Origin of the sequence: Bradyrhizobium sp. SZCCHNR1053 (assembly GCF_032381235.1) — a bacterium.
GTDB lineage: Bacteria > Pseudomonadota > Alphaproteobacteria > Rhizobiales > Xanthobacteraceae > Bradyrhizobium.
In genome coordinates this window covers 612,714-627,324 of the sequence record NZ_JAUHJM010000001.1, presented here as the reverse complement: position 1 = coordinate 627,324, position 14,611 = coordinate 612,714, and the positions used below count along the sequence as shown (strand labels likewise).

Here is a 14,611-nt window from a genome sequence, read left to right as displayed (position 1 = left end):
TATGACTCTCTCCCGACGTCGTTTCCTGCAACGCTCGGCCATCGCGACCTCGACATTGATCGCGGCACCCGCCGTGCTGCGCTCGGGTGCGCTCGCGGCCGAGAACCCGATCACGGTCGGCAGCCTGCACGACCAGTCCGGTCCCATCGGCACCTCCGGCGCGCCGATGGTCTATGCGCTGCAGCTTGCTGTTGAGGAGATCAACGCCGCGGGCGGCCTGCTCGGACGTCCCTTGAAGGTGATCCACTACGACACCCAGTCCAACATCCAGATGTACTCGCAATACGCCCAGCAACTGGCGGTGAAGGACAAGGTCGACGTCGTTCACGGCGGAATCACCTCGGCCTCGCGCGAGGCGATCCGGCCGACCTTCGACCGCTTCAAGGTGCTGTATTTCTACAACACGTTGTACGAAGGCGGCGTCTGCGACCGCAACACCTTCTGCACCGGCACGACGCCGGCGCAGACGGTGGAGAAGCTTGTGCCGAGCGCGATGAAGAAGTCCGGCAAGAAGGCCTACATCATCGCGGCCGACTACAATTACGGTCAGATTACCGCGAAGTGGATGACCAAATACTGCAAGGACAATGGCGGCGAGATCCTCTCGACCGACTTTTTCCCGCTCGACGTCACCAATTTCGGCTCCACCATCTCGAAGATCCAGGCGGCCAAGCCCGACCTCATCCTGTCGGCGCTGGTCGGCGGCAACCACACGGCGTTCTACCGGCAGTGGACCGCGGCCGGCATGAAGGGGAAGATCCCGATCGCCTCGACCACCTTCGGCCTCGTCAACGAGCCCTCGACGCTCGATGCCGCCGAGAGCGACGCCATCATCGGCGCCTACGGCTATTTCGAGGAACTCACCACGCCGGCCTCCAAGAGCTTCGTCGAGAAGATCAAGAAGGCGCATCCGGATTCGCCTTATATCAGCGAGCTCGCCTCGTGCACCTATGAAGGGGTGATGCTCTGGGCCGAAGGCGTCAAGAAGGCCGGCAGCATCGACCGGATGAAGGTGATCGAGGCGCTCGAAAGCGGCCTCGTCTTCGATGGTCCCAGCGGCAAGGTCTCGCTGGACAAGCCGACGCATCACACGGTCCGCAATGCGTTCCTTGCCGAGGTGAAGGAACGCAAATGGTCGGTGCTGGAAACCTACACCGACGCCAAGCCGGCCGACACCGCTGGTGTCTGCGACCTCGTCAAGAACCCGAACGACGTCAAGCAGTACATCATCAATCTCTGACGCTTGCCGGGTCCCGCCATCCGGCGGGACCCGGTTTCATTGGACTGCCCTGAAAGACCTGACGCATGGCGATCTACGTCATCCTCGCGCTCGACGTCCTCAATGGAATCTCCTCGCTGTTCCTGCTGTGCCTGGGACTGGCGATCATCTTCGGCATGATGAAGATCATCAATCTCGCCCATGGCGAGTTCATCATGTTGGGGGCCTATGCGACGGTGATCTCCGCCAATGCCGGGGTGAACATCTGGATCGCGATGCTGATCATCGCGCCGTTGTTCGTCGGCATCGTCGGCCTCGTCATCGAGCGCTGCCTGATCCGCTTTCTCTATGGCCGCCTCGTCGATTCGATGCTCGCGACCTGGGGCCTCAGCCTCCTGATCATCGGGATCATCACGACGATCTATGGCAACACCCAGCAGGGCGTGCCGACGCCGCTCGGCGGCTTCTCGATCGGATCCTACCAGTCGAGCTACTACACGCTGTTCCTTGCGTTGATGGCGGCCGTCATGATGGCGATCATCTACGGCGTGATGCGCTACACCCGCTTCGGCCTGGTGGCGCGGGCGACGATGCAGAACCCGGCGATGGCGGCCACGCTCGGGGTCAATCCGGCCCGCGTCTACATGAGCACCTTCGCGCTCGGTGCGGCCGTGACGGGCCTCGCCGGCGGCCTGCTGGCGCCGGTGTCAGGCATCACCCCGGTGATGGGCGGGGCCTATGTCGCAAAAGCCTTCATGACCGTGGTCGGGGGCGGCGCGGCGATCCTCTCCGGCACGCTGTCCGCGGCAAGCCTGTTCGGCTCGGTCAACCAGATCGGCGCCTACGTCACCACGCCTGTCTATGGCGAGGTCATCGTCTTCACCACCGCGATCGTGCTGATCCGCTTGCTGCCGCAGGGCATCTCCGGGCGCTTCTTCAAGGGGAACCTGTGATGCCCAAGCACTCCCGTCTTGCGGGCCAGATGGGTGCGATCGTCCTTGCCATCGTAGCGATTGCGATCGTGCCGAGCGTGATCGAGCTGTTCGCCCTGATGCAGCTGACGCTGTTTGCCGCGATGTCGGTGCTGGCGCTGAGCCTCGCCTTCATCTGGGGCTATGGCGGCATCCTGTCGTTCGGGCAGACCGCGTTCTTCGGGCTCGGCGGCTATGCCTATGCCATCGCGGCCATCAATTTCCAGGATTCGACGCCTGCGATCCTGCTGGCCATCGTGATTCCGGCGCTGTTCGCAGCGATCCTCGGCTACTTCATCTTCTTCGGCCGCATCTCCGACGTCTATCTCGGCGTCATCACGCTCACGGTCACCCTGATCCTGTTCAACTCGGTCAACTCGACCTCGGGCGATGCCTACAAGATCGGCAAGGCGCTGCTCGGCGGCTTCAACGGCATGCCGGCGGTGCCGACGTTCAATATGCCGTTCGATCCGTCGACCGTGCTGTCGCCGGAGCAGTCATGGTGGACCACGGCCTATGTGCTGCTCGGCGTGTTCCTGCTGCTGCGTCTGCTGCTGGCGCTGCCGGCCGGACGCATCATCGTCGCGGTGCGTGAGAACGAGGTGCGGGCCTCGCTGCTCGGCTATGACCCGCGGCTCGTGAAGTGCCTGACCTTCATCCTCGGCGGCGCGATCGCCGGTCTTGCCGGCGCGCTCTACGTCAACTGGGGCGCCTTTGTCAGCCCCACCATCTTCAGCCTGTCGCTGTCGGCCGAGATCATCATCTGGATCACGGTCGGCGGTCTCGGCACCTTGCTCGGTCCGATCATCGGCTGCGTCGTGATCGAATACATCGTCGCCTATATCGGCTCGCAGCAGCTCTTGAACTCCAACCTCGTGCTCGGCGGCGTGCTGGTGATCTTCGTGCTGCTGTTGCCGAAGGGCATGGTGCCGACCGCCCGCGATCTCGTGATGCGGCTGATGCCGGGCAGGAAGAAGACCGACGGTCCCCCGATGCAGCCAGCGGCGGCGCCGCATCCCGCAGGAGCCGAATGACATGGCGGACCTGGTTCCTCTGCTCAAGGCCGAGCACCTGACGATGCGCTTCGGCGGCGTGGTCGCCAATGACGACATCACCTTCACGCTTCAGGAGATGGAGCTGCGCTGCCTGATTGGCCCGAACGGCGCCGGCAAGAGCACGTTCTTCAAGACGTTGACCGGACAACTGGTGCCGACTTCGGGCAGCATCGCATTCCGCGGCATGCCGATCGCGGGCAAGCTGTCGCACGAGATCGCGCGCATGGGCATCGGCATCAAGACCCAGGTCCCGAATGTGTTCAACGGCCTGTCGGTGCGCGAGAACATCTGGATGGCGGTGCGCCGCAAGGCGACGCCGCGCCAGCAGGGTCCGGCGGTCAATGCCGTGCTCGAGATGATCCGGCTGACGGACTACGCCGACAACATCGTCGCCACCCTGTCGCACGGCCAGCGGCAATGGGTCGAGATCGGCATGGTGCTCGCCGCCGAGCCTGAGCTGATCCTGCTCGACGAGCCCGCGGCGGGCATGACCGACGAAGAGACCTTCCACACCGCGGCGATCATCCGCGAGATCAACCAGACCCGCGCCATTGTCGTGGTCGAGCACGACATGGAGTTCATCAAGCAGATCGCCAAGCGCGTGACCGTGTTCCACCAGGGCCGCGTGCTGGTCGAGGACACCGTCGACAAGGTGCTCGCCGACCAGCGCGTGCGCGACGTCTATCTCGGCAAGAAGGTGGCCGCATGAGCACGCTCCTCGAGGTCAAGGGGCTCAAATCCGGCTACGGCCGGATCCCGATCCTATTCGGCATCGACATGACGGTGGCCGATGGCGAGTATCTCGGCATTCTCGGTCACAACGGCATGGGCAAGACCACCGCGCTGCGCACGCTGATGGGGCATCTGCCGACCACCGACGGCTCGGTCGTGTTCGCCGGCAAGACCATCACGCATCTGAAGCCGCATGAGCGCTCGCGGCTCGGCATCGGCCTTGTGCCCCAGGGCCGCGAGATCTTCCCGGACCTGTCGGTCATGGAAAATCTGCGCATGGGCCTCGCATCCGCGCCCAAGGAAGATCGCAGCGTCATTGATGCCGTGCTCCAGGATTTCCCGCGGCTGGTCCGGCTGCTCGATCGTCGCGGCGGCGCGCTGTCCGGCGGGGAGCAGCAATTGCTGGCGCTGGCGCGCTGCCTCTGCACCAAGCCGAGGCTGATCCTGCTGGACGAACCGACCGAGGGTATCCAGCCGTCGATCATCGAGGAGATCATCGAGACCCTGCTGGCGCTGAAGATGCGCTGGAAGATGTCTTTGATCGTGGTCGAGCAGAACCTCGAATTCATCACGTCGTTGTCGGATCGCATCCTGCACATCCAGAAGGGGCGCATCACCGAGGAGCTCGACCGTGAGACTCTGCTGGCCCGGGAAGCTCAGATGGTCCCGAGCTAGAATCTACCGGCGCGCTGCGCCGGCCCATTGAACTGACAATTTGCTGTCTCTGCCCAGCTTGTCCTCACAAGAAAGGATGACTCATGTCCATCAAACGCCCGAATGCCGAGGAAGTCGCCGATCTCGCCGCCAGCCTGCACATGAACATGACGGTCGAGGAGGCCGCCGAATATCTGTCGCTGATGGGCGGCATGTTCGATCAGTACGACATCATCGATGAGCTGCCGAACCCGCTGCCGCCGGTGAAATATCCGCGCACGCCCGGCGCCAAGCCGCCGGCGAAGGAGAACAAGTACAACGCCTGGGCGATCAAGACCGAGGTCAAGGGCGCATCGGGCGGCAAGCTCGCAGGCCGCACCGTTGTGCTCAAGGACAACGTCGCGCTCGCCGGCGTTCCCATGATGAACGGCTCGACCACGCTTGAGGGGTTCATTCCCGCCGCCGATGCCACCATCGTCGCCCGCATCCTCGATGCCGGCGGCACCATCGTCGGCAAGGCCGTGTGCGAGCACTTCTGCCTGTCCGGCGGCAGCCACACTTCCAATCCCGCGCCGGTGCACAATCCCTGGAAGATGGGCTATTCGGCCGGCGGCTCGTCGTCGGGCAGCGCGGCGCTGGTGGCGGCGGGCGAGGTCGATATGTCGATCGGCGGCGACCAGGGCGGCTCGATCCGTATCCCCGCGTCGTATTGCGGCATCTACGGCATGAAGGCGACCCACGGCCTCGTGCCCTACACCGGCGTGATGCCGATCGAGTCGACGATCGACCATACCGGGCCGATGACCAAGTCGGTGGCCGACAATGCGCTGCTGCTCGAAGTGCTGGCCGGTGCCGACGGGCTCGATCCCCGGCAATATGCGCCCAAGGTTTCAGCCTACACCGAGTCGCTCGGCAAGGGCGTCAAGGGGCTCAAGATCGGCGTGCTCAAGGAAGGTTTCAGCGCGCCGAACATGGAAGAGGGCGTGATCTCCAAGGTCAAGGCCGGCGCGGAGCGCTTCGCCAAGCTCGGCGCCTCGGTGTCCGAGGTCTCGATCCCCGAACACATGCATGCGCTGGCGGCGTGGAATCCGATCACGCTCGAAGGCTTCCTGGTGCAGATGATGCTCGGCAATGGCATGGGCTTCAACTGGAAGGGGCTCTACGACGTCGGTCTGCTCGACGCGCATTCCGGCTGGCGCACGCGCGCCGACGATCTGTCGGTGACTTTGAAGTTGACCATGCTGGTCGGGCAGTGGGGCCTCGAGCACTATCGCGGCCGCTACTACGCGAAGTCGCGCAACATCGCGATCCAGGCCAAGGCGGCCTATGATGCCATGTTCGGCTCCTATGACCTGTTGCTGATGCCGACCTTGCCCTGCGTCGCGACGCCGATCCCGGCCAAGGATGCGCCGCTCGCCGAGGTCGTGCAGCGCGCCTTCGAGATGACCGCGACGACGAGCCCGTTCGACGTCACAGGTCATCCGGCGATGACCTTGCCGTGCGGCTTGTCGGACGGCCTGCCGGTCGGCCTGATGCTGATCGGCAAGGACTATGGCGAGTCCACGATCTACCAGGCGGCGAGCGCGTTCGAGGCCGACGGCGACTGGAAGACCTTCTGATGATCACCATCACCGCGGTCATCAGGGCCAAGGCGGGACACGAGGCCACGATGCGCGACGCTCTCGTCGCCGTCGCGGCCCATGTCGCGGAGAGCGAGCCGGAGACGATCGGGTTCTTCATCTCGCAGAGCGAGACCGAGCCCGGTCTGTTCACGACCTACGAGCGCTTCGCCGACAAGGCCGCGATGGACCGCCACAACGGCTCCGCCGCGGTGGCGACCTTCTTCGGCATCGCCAAGCCGATCCTCGACGGCGAGGTCATTCTCGTGACCTCGCAGGAGGTCTCGGCGACGCTGCGGTAGGGCGCGGAGGTACTTGAGCAAACCAATCGTCCTTCGAGACGCCCGCCTTGCGGCGGGCTCCTCAGGACGAGGACGGTGGCTGTGGCGGGAGAAAACTCACAGCGAAGCTAACCCACCGCGAAACTCTCAACCCTCATGGTGAGGAGCCCGCCACTTGGCGGGCGTCTCGAACCATGAGGCCCCAATGCCGAGAACTGACGAATAAGGAGGACCTACGCCGATGCTGCGTCTTCACGGCATCCTAGGACGCGCCGAAGACAAGGCCTATGCCGGCCGGCTGCACGCGCTGGAGCACCGCGGCGGCATCGAGCTGTTGTTCGTGCCGCCGGCCGATGCCGGCCGCAAGCGCTTCCGGCTGACGACCGATCGCGGAACCGACTGTGCCGTCAGCCTCGATCGTGACGAGGAACTGGTCGACGGCGCGCTGCTCTATCTCGAATCCGATCGCGCCATCATCGCCCGTTTCGGCGAGCAGAGGGTCTGGCACCTCACGCCGCGCGATCCGGCCAGCGCGCTCAAGCTCGGCTGGCACGCCGGCAACCTGCATTGGCGGGTTCGCTTCGAAGACGATCATCTGATCGTGCTGCTCGATGCCCCGCTCGACACCTATCGCGCCCGCGTACAGCCGCTGCTCGATGCCGGCGAGGTCGTGGAGCGCGATCATGTTTGACCGCGGCGAGGCGCTCGTGCTGCTGCAGCTCGGCGACAGCGCTTTTCCTGCCGGCGGCTTTGCGTTCTCCTGGGGCATCGAAGGCCTCGCCGCCGACGGCCTGTTGTCCGATCGCGATGATCTCGACGACGTCATTGCCGATCACCTTGCGCAGCGCTGGGCAAGCATGGATCGCATCCTGCTGCGAAGAGCATGGCATGCGAACGACATCGCCGCCGTGGATCGCCTCGCGGAGGCGACCACACCGTCGGCCGAGATGCGCGACGGCTCGCGGCGCGCGGGCAGGGCGCTGCTCGGCGTCTGGGTCAAGCTCGCCGGTCCCTTGTCGGTCGCCTATCGCGCCCAGGTCTCGACCGATGTGCGTCTCGGCCATCTGCCTGTCGTGCAGGCCATCACCGGCCGCGATGCCGGTCTCGGCCTTGCCGCCGCCGAGCTCGTCTCCGGCTGGACGCTCATCACCGGTCTCGTCAGCGCCGCCGTGCGGCTCGGCCTGATCGGCCACATCGAATCTCAACGCAGCCTCGCGCGCGCCCGCGCGCTGCTCTCCGATTTGCTGGCTGATACACCCGACGACGACGCCATGCCATCGAGCTTCACGCCCTTCATCGACATCGCCGTGTCGCGCGGTCCGCTGCGGCACGTGCGCATGTTCACGACCTGAGAGGTTGCGCCATGATGAACCTGTCGCCGACCGAGATGGATCGTCTCGAGATCTTCAACGCCGCGCAGATGGCACGGCGCAATCGCTTGCTCGGCATCAGGCTTAGCCATCCCGAGGCGGTGGCCTACATCACCGACGAAGTGATGACCGCGGCGCGCCGCAATCTGCCCTATGCCGAGATCCGTGACATGGCGGGGCGGCTGCTCACGACCGACGACGTCGAGCCCGGCGTCGCCCAGATGATTCCGATGCTGTATGTCGAGCTGATGTTCGCCGAGGGCACCAAGGTGATGGCGCTGTTCGAGCCGATCCAGCCGGCGGAGGGCGCCGTCGCCGATGACATCGTGCCAGGCGAGATCATCGAAGGCTCCGGCGACATCGAAATGTTCACCACGCTGCCGGCGGTCACGCTCGACGTCGTCAACACCGGCGACCGCGACATCCAGGTGCGCAGCCACACCCATTTCTTCGAGGTCAATCGCGCGCTGTTGTTCGACCGCGCCGCGGCCTGGGGCATGAAGATCGATCGTCCTGCGGGACTCGGCGTCCGCTTCGAGCCGGGTGTCACCAAGTCGGTGCGGCTGGTGCCGATCACCGGCGACCGGATCGTGCGCGGCCAGGCCGGCCTCGTCAACGGCCCACTCGATGCAGCCGGCGCGCGCGAAGCCGCGTTGAAGCTCGCGCAGTCGCGCGGCTACCTGGGAGCCTGAGATCATGGCCACACTGACCCGCCGCGCCTATGCCGAGCTCTACGGCCCGACCAAGGGCGATCTCGTCAGGCTCGCCGACACCAGCCTGCTCGCCGAGATCGAGCACGACTACACCACCTACGGTCATGAGCTTTTGGTCGGCGCCGGCAAGAATTTGCGCGACGGCGAAGCCATCGCCGGCCATCGCACCTGTCAGCACACGGTGCTCGACGTCGTCATCAAGAACGCCACCATCATCGATGCTGTCGCCGGGATCGTGAAGGCCGACATCGGCATTCGCGACGGTCGCATCGTCGGCATCGGCAAGGCCGGCAATCCCGACGTGATGCCGGACGTGCATCCGGACATGGTGGTGGGACACACCACCGCGCCGATCGCCGGCGGCCCGTTCATCGTCACGGCGGGCGCGATCGAATCCCACGCGCATCTGATCTCGCCAGAACAATCCGATCATGCCCTGGCCGGCGGCACCACGACCCTGGTTGGCAACGGCTCGGGGCCTGTCTTCGACGTCGGCAGCGGCTCGGGGCCGAACTTCGGCCATTTCCTCAAATCGATCGAGTTCTCGCCGCTGAACTACGCGCTGTTCGGCCGCGGCGGCTCGAACCCCGAAGCGGTCGAGGAGGCGGTCGCGGCCGGCGGCATGTCCGTCAAGATCCACGAGGATTTCGGCGCCGCGCCCGACGTGATCGACAAGAGCCTGATCGCCGCCGACCGCAACGATTTCGCCGTCCATCTGCATACCGACTCGATCAATGAATACGGCTTCTGCGAGGACACGATGGCCGCGGTCGATGGCCGCACCATCCACATGTACCACGTCGAGGGCGCCGGTGGCGGCCATGCGCCCGACCTGCTCAAGGTCGTGTCGTGGCCGAACGTCATCCCGTCCTCGACCAACCCGACCAATCCCTACACCTCCTATGGCATGGAGGAGGGCGTGCCGATGACGATGATCTGTCATCAGCTCAACTACAATGCGCCCGAGGACGTCATGTTCGGCGAGGCGCGGGTGCGGGCGCAGTCGATGGCGGCGGAGGATTTCCTCCACGACATGGGCGCGATCTCGATCTTCGGCACGGACACGCAGGGGATGGGCCGGCTCGCCGAGAACGTCGCCAAATGCTGGCAGCTCGCCAGCGTCATGAAGGACCGCATCGGCCGGCTGCCGGAGGAGGCGACTGATCGCGCCGACAATGAGCGCATCAAGCGCTACATCGCCAAGCTCACGATCAACCCGGCGATCGCCGTTGGCATCGATCACGTCGTCGGCTCGATCGAGGTCGGCAAGATGGCGGATCTCGTGCTGTGGCCGCGCGCCTCGTTCGGCCTCAAGCCCTATATGGTGATCAAGAACGGCTTTCCGGTGTGGGCGGCGATGGGCGATGGCAATGGCAGCCTCGGGCTGTCGGAGCCGATGATCCAGAAGCGGATGTGGGGCGCGCTCGGCGCGGCGCCCCAGCGGCTCGGCGTCAACTTCATGTCAAAGCTCGCGGTCGAGGCCGACATTCGCCGCAAGCTCGGGCTTGGACGTGAGACCGTGCAGATCAAGAACGTCCGCCGTTTGCGCAAGACCGACATGATCAGAAACGCGGCGATGCCGCATGTCGAGGTCGATCCGCAGACGTTCGAGGTGCGCGCCGACGGCAAGCTGCTGATGTGCCCGCCGGCCACCACGGTGCCGCTCGCAAGGAGGTTCATGCTGCGATGAGCCGGCTCGCTCTCACCCGCGTCGATCAGCCCATGACCGCGGCGCGCGTCGGCATCGGCGGCCCCGTCGGCTCCGGCAAGACGGCGCTGGTCGAGCGCCTGATCCCGGCGCTGCAGGCGCGCGGCATCGACATCGCGGTCATCACCAACGATCTCGTCACCGCCGAGGATGCCGAGCGCGTCCGCCGCTCCGGCCTGATCGATCCCGAACGAGTCTCGGCGGTCGAGGCCGGCGCCTGTCCGCACACCGTGATCCGCGAGGACCCGACGCTCAACATCGAGGCCGCCGACGAATTGGAGCGGCGCTTTCCCGGCGTCGAGCTGATCCTGCTGGAGAGCGGCGGCGACAACCTCGCTTCGACGTTCTCGCGCGACCTCACCGATTTCTGGATGTTCGTGATCGACGTCGCCGGCGGCGACGACATCCCGCGCAAGCGCGGTCCCGGCGTGATCCGCGCCGATCTGCTCGTCATCAACAAGGTCGATCTCGCCCCGCATGTCGGCGTCGATCTCGCCCGCATGCAGCGCGAGGCAACGGAAGTCCGCGGCGGCCGGCCGGTGCTGCTGACCAACTGCCGGCGCGGCGAGGGCATCGAGGCGATCGTCGACCTGCTCGAGCGCGAGGTGCTGTTCCGCACGTGAGCGCTTCAGCCCCAGAGCCGCCGCGGCTCGATCTCTCCTTCGTTCGCCGCGGCGGCCGTACGGTGATCGATCGCCGGTTGTTCGCCTGGCCGTTCGTGTTGACGCGCAGCTTCCATACCGATGCCGAGCGGCCTGATCTCCTCAGCGTGATCCTGCAGACCGGCAGTGGCGCGGTGCATGGCGAGGACCGGCTGACGCAACGCTTCACGCTTGGCCCGGGTGCGGCGGCCTGCTTGACGACGCAGGGCGCAACGTCAGTGCATCGCGCCGAGCCGGGCGCGCGGGCGGTGGAGCAGGTGCTGCTGCGCGTCGCGGCCGGCGCGTCGCTCGACTACCGACCCGAGCCGCGCATCCTGTTTCCCGAGGCGGCCTTGTGCCAAGTGCTCGACCTGGACTGCGCCGCCGATGCATCGGCGCTCGTGACCGACGCCTTCACGATGCATGACCCGGACGGGCAGGGGCGCTTGTTCCGCGAGCTCGACTCCACGCTCGTCGTGCGCCGGACGGGCGAGGAGCCGCTCCTGATCGACCGCATGCAGCTGCGCGATCCTGATGTCGCCGTCTTCAAGGGCCGTCGCGCGTTCGGCTCGGCCGTGCTGATGCTGCCCCCGACGCACGATCTCACCGCGCTCCGCCAGCGTCTCGCCGACGCGCTGTCCTGCATCGGCGCCCTCTACGCTGCGGCGAGCCTGCTGCCGGATAGCGCCGGTCTCGGCGTGCGCCTCGCCGGCCGCGAGATGCGCCAGCTGCGCACCGGATTCGACGCGATCGCCGCGATCTATCGCGAGGCGGCGGCTCAGGCCCCGAGCGTGCTGGCGACGGCTCGGCCGACCGCCGCGTGAACCGCGTTGCGCTTGTCGTCGCTGGCCTTGGTCTCCGTGAGATAGCTCGTCACGATCACCGGAGCGCGTCCCGTCGGCCAGATCACCGCAACGTCGTTGCTGCTGCCGCGCTCACCCGCGCCGGTCTTGTCGCCGATGCGCCATTCGCCGGGCAGGCCGGCGCGCAGCTTGGCGGCGCCCGTCTTGCAGCCGATCAGCCAGCCGTTCAGGACATCGCGCGACGCGGCCGACAACGCGTTGCCGGTCGTCAGCTTCGCCAAGGTCTGCGCCATCGCCGCCGGCGTCGTGGTGTCCCTGGGATCGCCCGGCACGCTTTCATTGAGCTCGGGCTCGATGCGGTCGAGCCGGGTGATGGCGTCGCCGAAGCCGCGGATGGCGCGGGTCAGTCCGGTCGGACCGCCGAGCGACGCCAGCAGCAGGTTCGCCGCGGTGTTGTCGCTGAGCGTCACGGTGGCCTCGCACAATTCACCGACCGAGAGGCCCGACGTCCCCACATAGGCCTTGGTCACCGGCGCATAGGACAGGATGTCGGCTTGCGTGATCGGAAGCCGCCGCGAGAGCTGCTCGGCGCCGGCATCGACCTTGGTCAGGATCGCGGCCGCCAACACCGCCTTGAAGGTGCTGCACATCGGGAACCGCTCGTCGAGCCGATGACCGTTGAGGGCGCCGCTCGCGGTGTCCAGCAGCGCGACGCCGAGCCGCCCGCCGCTGTCGGCCTCGATGCCCGCAATTGTCTCTTGGAGGTCGGCTGCGAGCGCGGGCTTCATCAGCAGGGGCACGAGCGCGAGCGGAAACAATTGCCGCCGTGAGTAACGCATCACGGGAACCGTCCTCGAGTCTACGCCGTCTCGAGATCGAAATCGGCCCACACCGGCACGTGGTCGGACGGCTTCTCCCAGGCGCGGACATAACTGTCGATGCCGACCTCGACCAGCCTGTCGCTGGCCTGCGGCGACAGCAGCAGATGATCGATTCGGATCCCCATGTTCTTCTGCCAGGCGCCGGCCTGATAGTCCCAGAACGTGTATTGCCCGGGCGCATCGGTCACCGCGCGCAGCGCGTCGGTGAGCCCGAGGCCGAGCAGCGCCTGGAAGCTCTCGCGCGTCTGCGGGCGGAACAGCGCGTCCTCGACCCAGGCTTCCGGATTGGAGACGTCGGCCGCCGTGGGGATGACGTTGAAGTCGCCGGCGAGGATCAGCGGCTCCTCGGTCTTCAGCCGTTCACGCGCATAGTCACGAAGCCGCGACATCCATTTGAGCTTGTAGGGATATTTTTCCGTGTTCGGCGGATTGCCGTTGGGCAGATAGAGGCAGGCGATGCGGACGACGCCGTGCTTCAGGCTGACCACGCCTTCCAGGAAGCGCGCATGCACATCCTCGGCATCGCCGTCGAGCCCTGACTTCGTCTCGTCGAACGGCAGCTTCGACAACAGCGCCACGCCGTTGAAGGTCTTCTGGCCGTGCGTCACCACGTTGTAGCCGAGCGCCTCGATCTCCAGCCGCGGGAATGCGTCATCGGTGCACTTGATCTCCTGCAGGCAGACGATGTCCGGCGCGCACTCCTTCAGCCAGGTGAGGAGGTGATCGATCCGCTGCCGGACCGAATTGACGTTCCAGGTGGCGATGCGCATGGCCTGAGGTTCCCGGGGGAAGGAGAAACGGCCCCGGTTAGATCAAGCCGCGACCACCCCGGTCAAGGCGAATGGCGTGGAATCACAGGCTGAACGAGCGCCGCTAGCCGACGACGCGCGCAACTCCTGTGGACCACCGGCCGCAGGGCTGGCGCCTGCGGTGCCGATCCATTTGACGGCGAGGCGGGGTGGGCGGTAAAATTTAGGTTCGATCGTCACGTGGCCGCGCTCCGGTCATCCTGGAGCCGCCACAACGGGGGGCATCGACCCCGGACCGATCGGCGGTTGAGCCTCACGACTGTGCCGGACCCGCAGTCTTCAATGTGACGATGTTTGGCTCACTAAGTCGTCCCGGCGGACCGCTTCAAATTTTTTTGGCGTGTAGCAACCATCGCACCCGCTAGTGCGGAAGATGAGCGCGATGCCAATGATTGAGCCCTCTCCCCTTGCGGGAGAGGGCAAGTAGGACAGCGCGGCGGGCTCGGTTGGGTGAGGGGTATCTTTCCACGAGCGTCGCTCGCAGAGACATACCCCTCACCCAACCGCGTTCGCGGATGGGCCGGAGCTGCCCTCTCCCGCAAGGGGAGAGGGCACTGTATTGCACAACACGCTGGCGGCGCGAGGGGAGCGGAGGGCGCGTCGGGCCGTGCCCACCATGTTGCTCGATCAGACCGTCCATCCCTCCGCCGGATACGCCAGCGCATCATTTGGCGAGATCTCCGCGCCCACCCCATTGCGAAACCGGCTCGCATAGAACGCCAGCGGCAGGCCGTCCTGGTGCTGACACCAGCGGACCTCGCCGATGAACAGGGTGTGGTCGGCGATCTCGACTGCGTTCACCACCTCGCAGCCGAACTGCGCGATCGCCTGCGGCAGCAGGAAGAACCCGTTGCGCTCGTCCATCGACGGCGCGCCTTGCGCCAGCGGAGCTCCCGCAAAATGCCGGCAGATCGCAACGTCATCAGCGCCGAGCACGTTGACGGCATAGCGGCCGGACTCGCTCACCGCCTGCCAGGTCCGGCCGCGCTTCAGCGAGACCAGAACCGTGGGTGGCTGCATCGAGACCGTCGTGAAGCTGTTGGCGGTCATCCCGGCCGGCACGCCGTCGTCACCGCTGCTGGTGACCACGGTGACGCCAGTGGAGAAGCGCGACGCCGCCGCGCGGAAGCCGGCCGGATCGGGATGCTGGCTCAT

General features: G+C 66.0%; 16 protein-coding genes. 13 read left to right on the top strand and 3 right to left on the bottom strand.

Annotated elements, in window-relative coordinates:
* Nucleotide 1 precedes the first annotated feature (1 nt).
* The 13 genes from QX051_RS02960 to QX051_RS02900 all read left to right on the top strand — a co-directional run bounded on the left by QX051_RS02960 (nucleotide 2) and on the right by QX051_RS02900 (nucleotide 11,787).
* Nucleotides 2-1,240 (top strand): ABC transporter substrate-binding protein, encoded by a 1,239-nt coding sequence (locus QX051_RS02960; RefSeq protein ID WP_315774984.1) that lies wholly within the window; start codon nucleotides 2-4, stop codon nucleotides 1,238-1,240.
* Nucleotides 1,241-1,305: 65 nt separating this feature from the next.
* Nucleotides 1,306-2,172 carry an ABC transporter permease subunit gene (locus QX051_RS02955; protein WP_315774982.1) on the top strand — a complete coding sequence of 289 codons (867 nt, stop codon included), beginning with the start codon at nucleotides 1,306-1,308 and terminating at the stop codon, nucleotides 2,170-2,172.
* Nucleotides 2,172-3,224 carry a branched-chain amino acid ABC transporter permease gene (locus QX051_RS02950; RefSeq protein ID WP_315774980.1) on the top strand — a complete coding sequence of 351 codons (1,053 nt, stop codon included), beginning with the start codon at nucleotides 2,172-2,174 and terminating at the stop codon, nucleotides 3,222-3,224. The genes QX051_RS02955 and QX051_RS02950 overlap by 1 nt, the downstream gene beginning before the upstream one ends.
* Before the next feature lies 1 nt (nucleotide 3,225).
* Nucleotides 3,226-3,954: an ATP-binding cassette domain-containing protein gene (locus tag QX051_RS02945; protein WP_315774979.1), complete on the top strand. Its 729-nt coding sequence runs from the start codon at nucleotides 3,226-3,228 to the stop codon at nucleotides 3,952-3,954.
* Nucleotides 3,951-4,652 (top strand): ABC transporter ATP-binding protein, encoded by a 702-nt coding sequence (locus QX051_RS02940; protein WP_315774978.1) that lies wholly within the window; start codon nucleotides 3,951-3,953, stop codon nucleotides 4,650-4,652. The genes QX051_RS02945 and QX051_RS02940 overlap by 4 nt, the downstream gene beginning before the upstream one ends.
* Nucleotides 4,653-4,735: 83 nt before the next feature.
* Nucleotides 4,736-6,250 carry an amidase gene (locus QX051_RS02935; protein WP_315774977.1) on the top strand — a complete coding sequence of 505 codons (1,515 nt, stop codon included), beginning with the start codon at nucleotides 4,736-4,738 and terminating at the stop codon, nucleotides 6,248-6,250.
* Nucleotides 6,250-6,552, top strand: coding sequence for a putative quinol monooxygenase (locus tag QX051_RS02930; RefSeq protein ID WP_315770817.1), 303 nt, complete (start codon nucleotides 6,250-6,252; stop codon nucleotides 6,550-6,552). The genes QX051_RS02935 and QX051_RS02930 overlap by 1 nt, the downstream gene beginning before the upstream one ends.
* A gap of 220 nt (nucleotides 6,553-6,772) precedes the next feature.
* Nucleotides 6,773-7,222 (top strand): urease accessory protein UreE, encoded by a 450-nt coding sequence (gene ureE, locus QX051_RS02925; RefSeq protein WP_315770816.1) that lies wholly within the window; start codon nucleotides 6,773-6,775, stop codon nucleotides 7,220-7,222.
* Nucleotides 7,215-7,883, top strand: coding sequence for an urease accessory protein UreF (locus QX051_RS02920; RefSeq protein WP_315770815.1), 669 nt, complete (start codon nucleotides 7,215-7,217; stop codon nucleotides 7,881-7,883). The genes ureE and QX051_RS02920 overlap by 8 nt, the downstream gene beginning before the upstream one ends.
* Nucleotides 7,884-7,894: 11 nt before the next feature.
* Nucleotides 7,895-8,593 (top strand): urease subunit beta, encoded by a 699-nt coding sequence (gene ureB, locus QX051_RS02915; RefSeq protein WP_315774976.1) that lies wholly within the window; start codon nucleotides 7,895-7,897, stop codon nucleotides 8,591-8,593.
* A 4-nt stretch (nucleotides 8,594-8,597) separates the two neighbouring features.
* Complete coding sequence (gene ureC, locus QX051_RS02910; RefSeq protein ID WP_315774974.1) at nucleotides 8,598-10,304, top strand: urease subunit alpha; 1,707 nt, start codon at nucleotides 8,598-8,600, stop codon at nucleotides 10,302-10,304.
* Nucleotides 10,301-10,945 carry an urease accessory protein UreG gene (ureG, locus tag QX051_RS02905; protein WP_315738162.1) on the top strand — a complete coding sequence of 215 codons (645 nt, stop codon included), beginning with the start codon at nucleotides 10,301-10,303 and terminating at the stop codon, nucleotides 10,943-10,945. Before ureC ends, ureG begins: the two co-directional genes overlap by 4 nt.
* A complete protein-coding gene (locus QX051_RS02900; protein ID WP_315774973.1) occupies nucleotides 10,942-11,787 on the top strand; it encodes an urease accessory protein UreD in 846 nt (281 codons plus the stop codon). Before ureG ends, QX051_RS02900 begins: the two co-directional genes overlap by 4 nt.
* On the opposite strand, the gene bla is transcribed toward QX051_RS02900, so the two are convergent.
* From bla to QX051_RS02885, 3 genes are all read right to left on the bottom strand, one after another.
* Nucleotides 11,742-12,605: a class A beta-lactamase gene (bla, locus tag QX051_RS02895; RefSeq protein ID WP_409998055.1), complete on the bottom strand. Its 864-nt coding sequence runs from the start codon at nucleotides 12,603-12,605 to the stop codon at nucleotides 11,742-11,744. The genes QX051_RS02900 and bla overlap by 46 nt on opposite strands.
* 20 nt (nucleotides 12,606-12,625) lie before the next feature.
* Nucleotides 12,626-13,417, bottom strand: a complete 792-nt coding sequence (xth, locus tag QX051_RS02890; RefSeq protein WP_315738159.1) for an exodeoxyribonuclease III — start codon at nucleotides 13,415-13,417, stop codon at nucleotides 12,626-12,628.
* 666 nt (nucleotides 13,418-14,083) lie between these two features.
* Nucleotides 14,084-14,611 carry a flavin reductase family protein gene (locus tag QX051_RS02885; protein WP_315774971.1) on the bottom strand — a complete coding sequence of 176 codons (528 nt, stop codon included), beginning with the start codon at nucleotides 14,609-14,611 and terminating at the stop codon, nucleotides 14,084-14,086.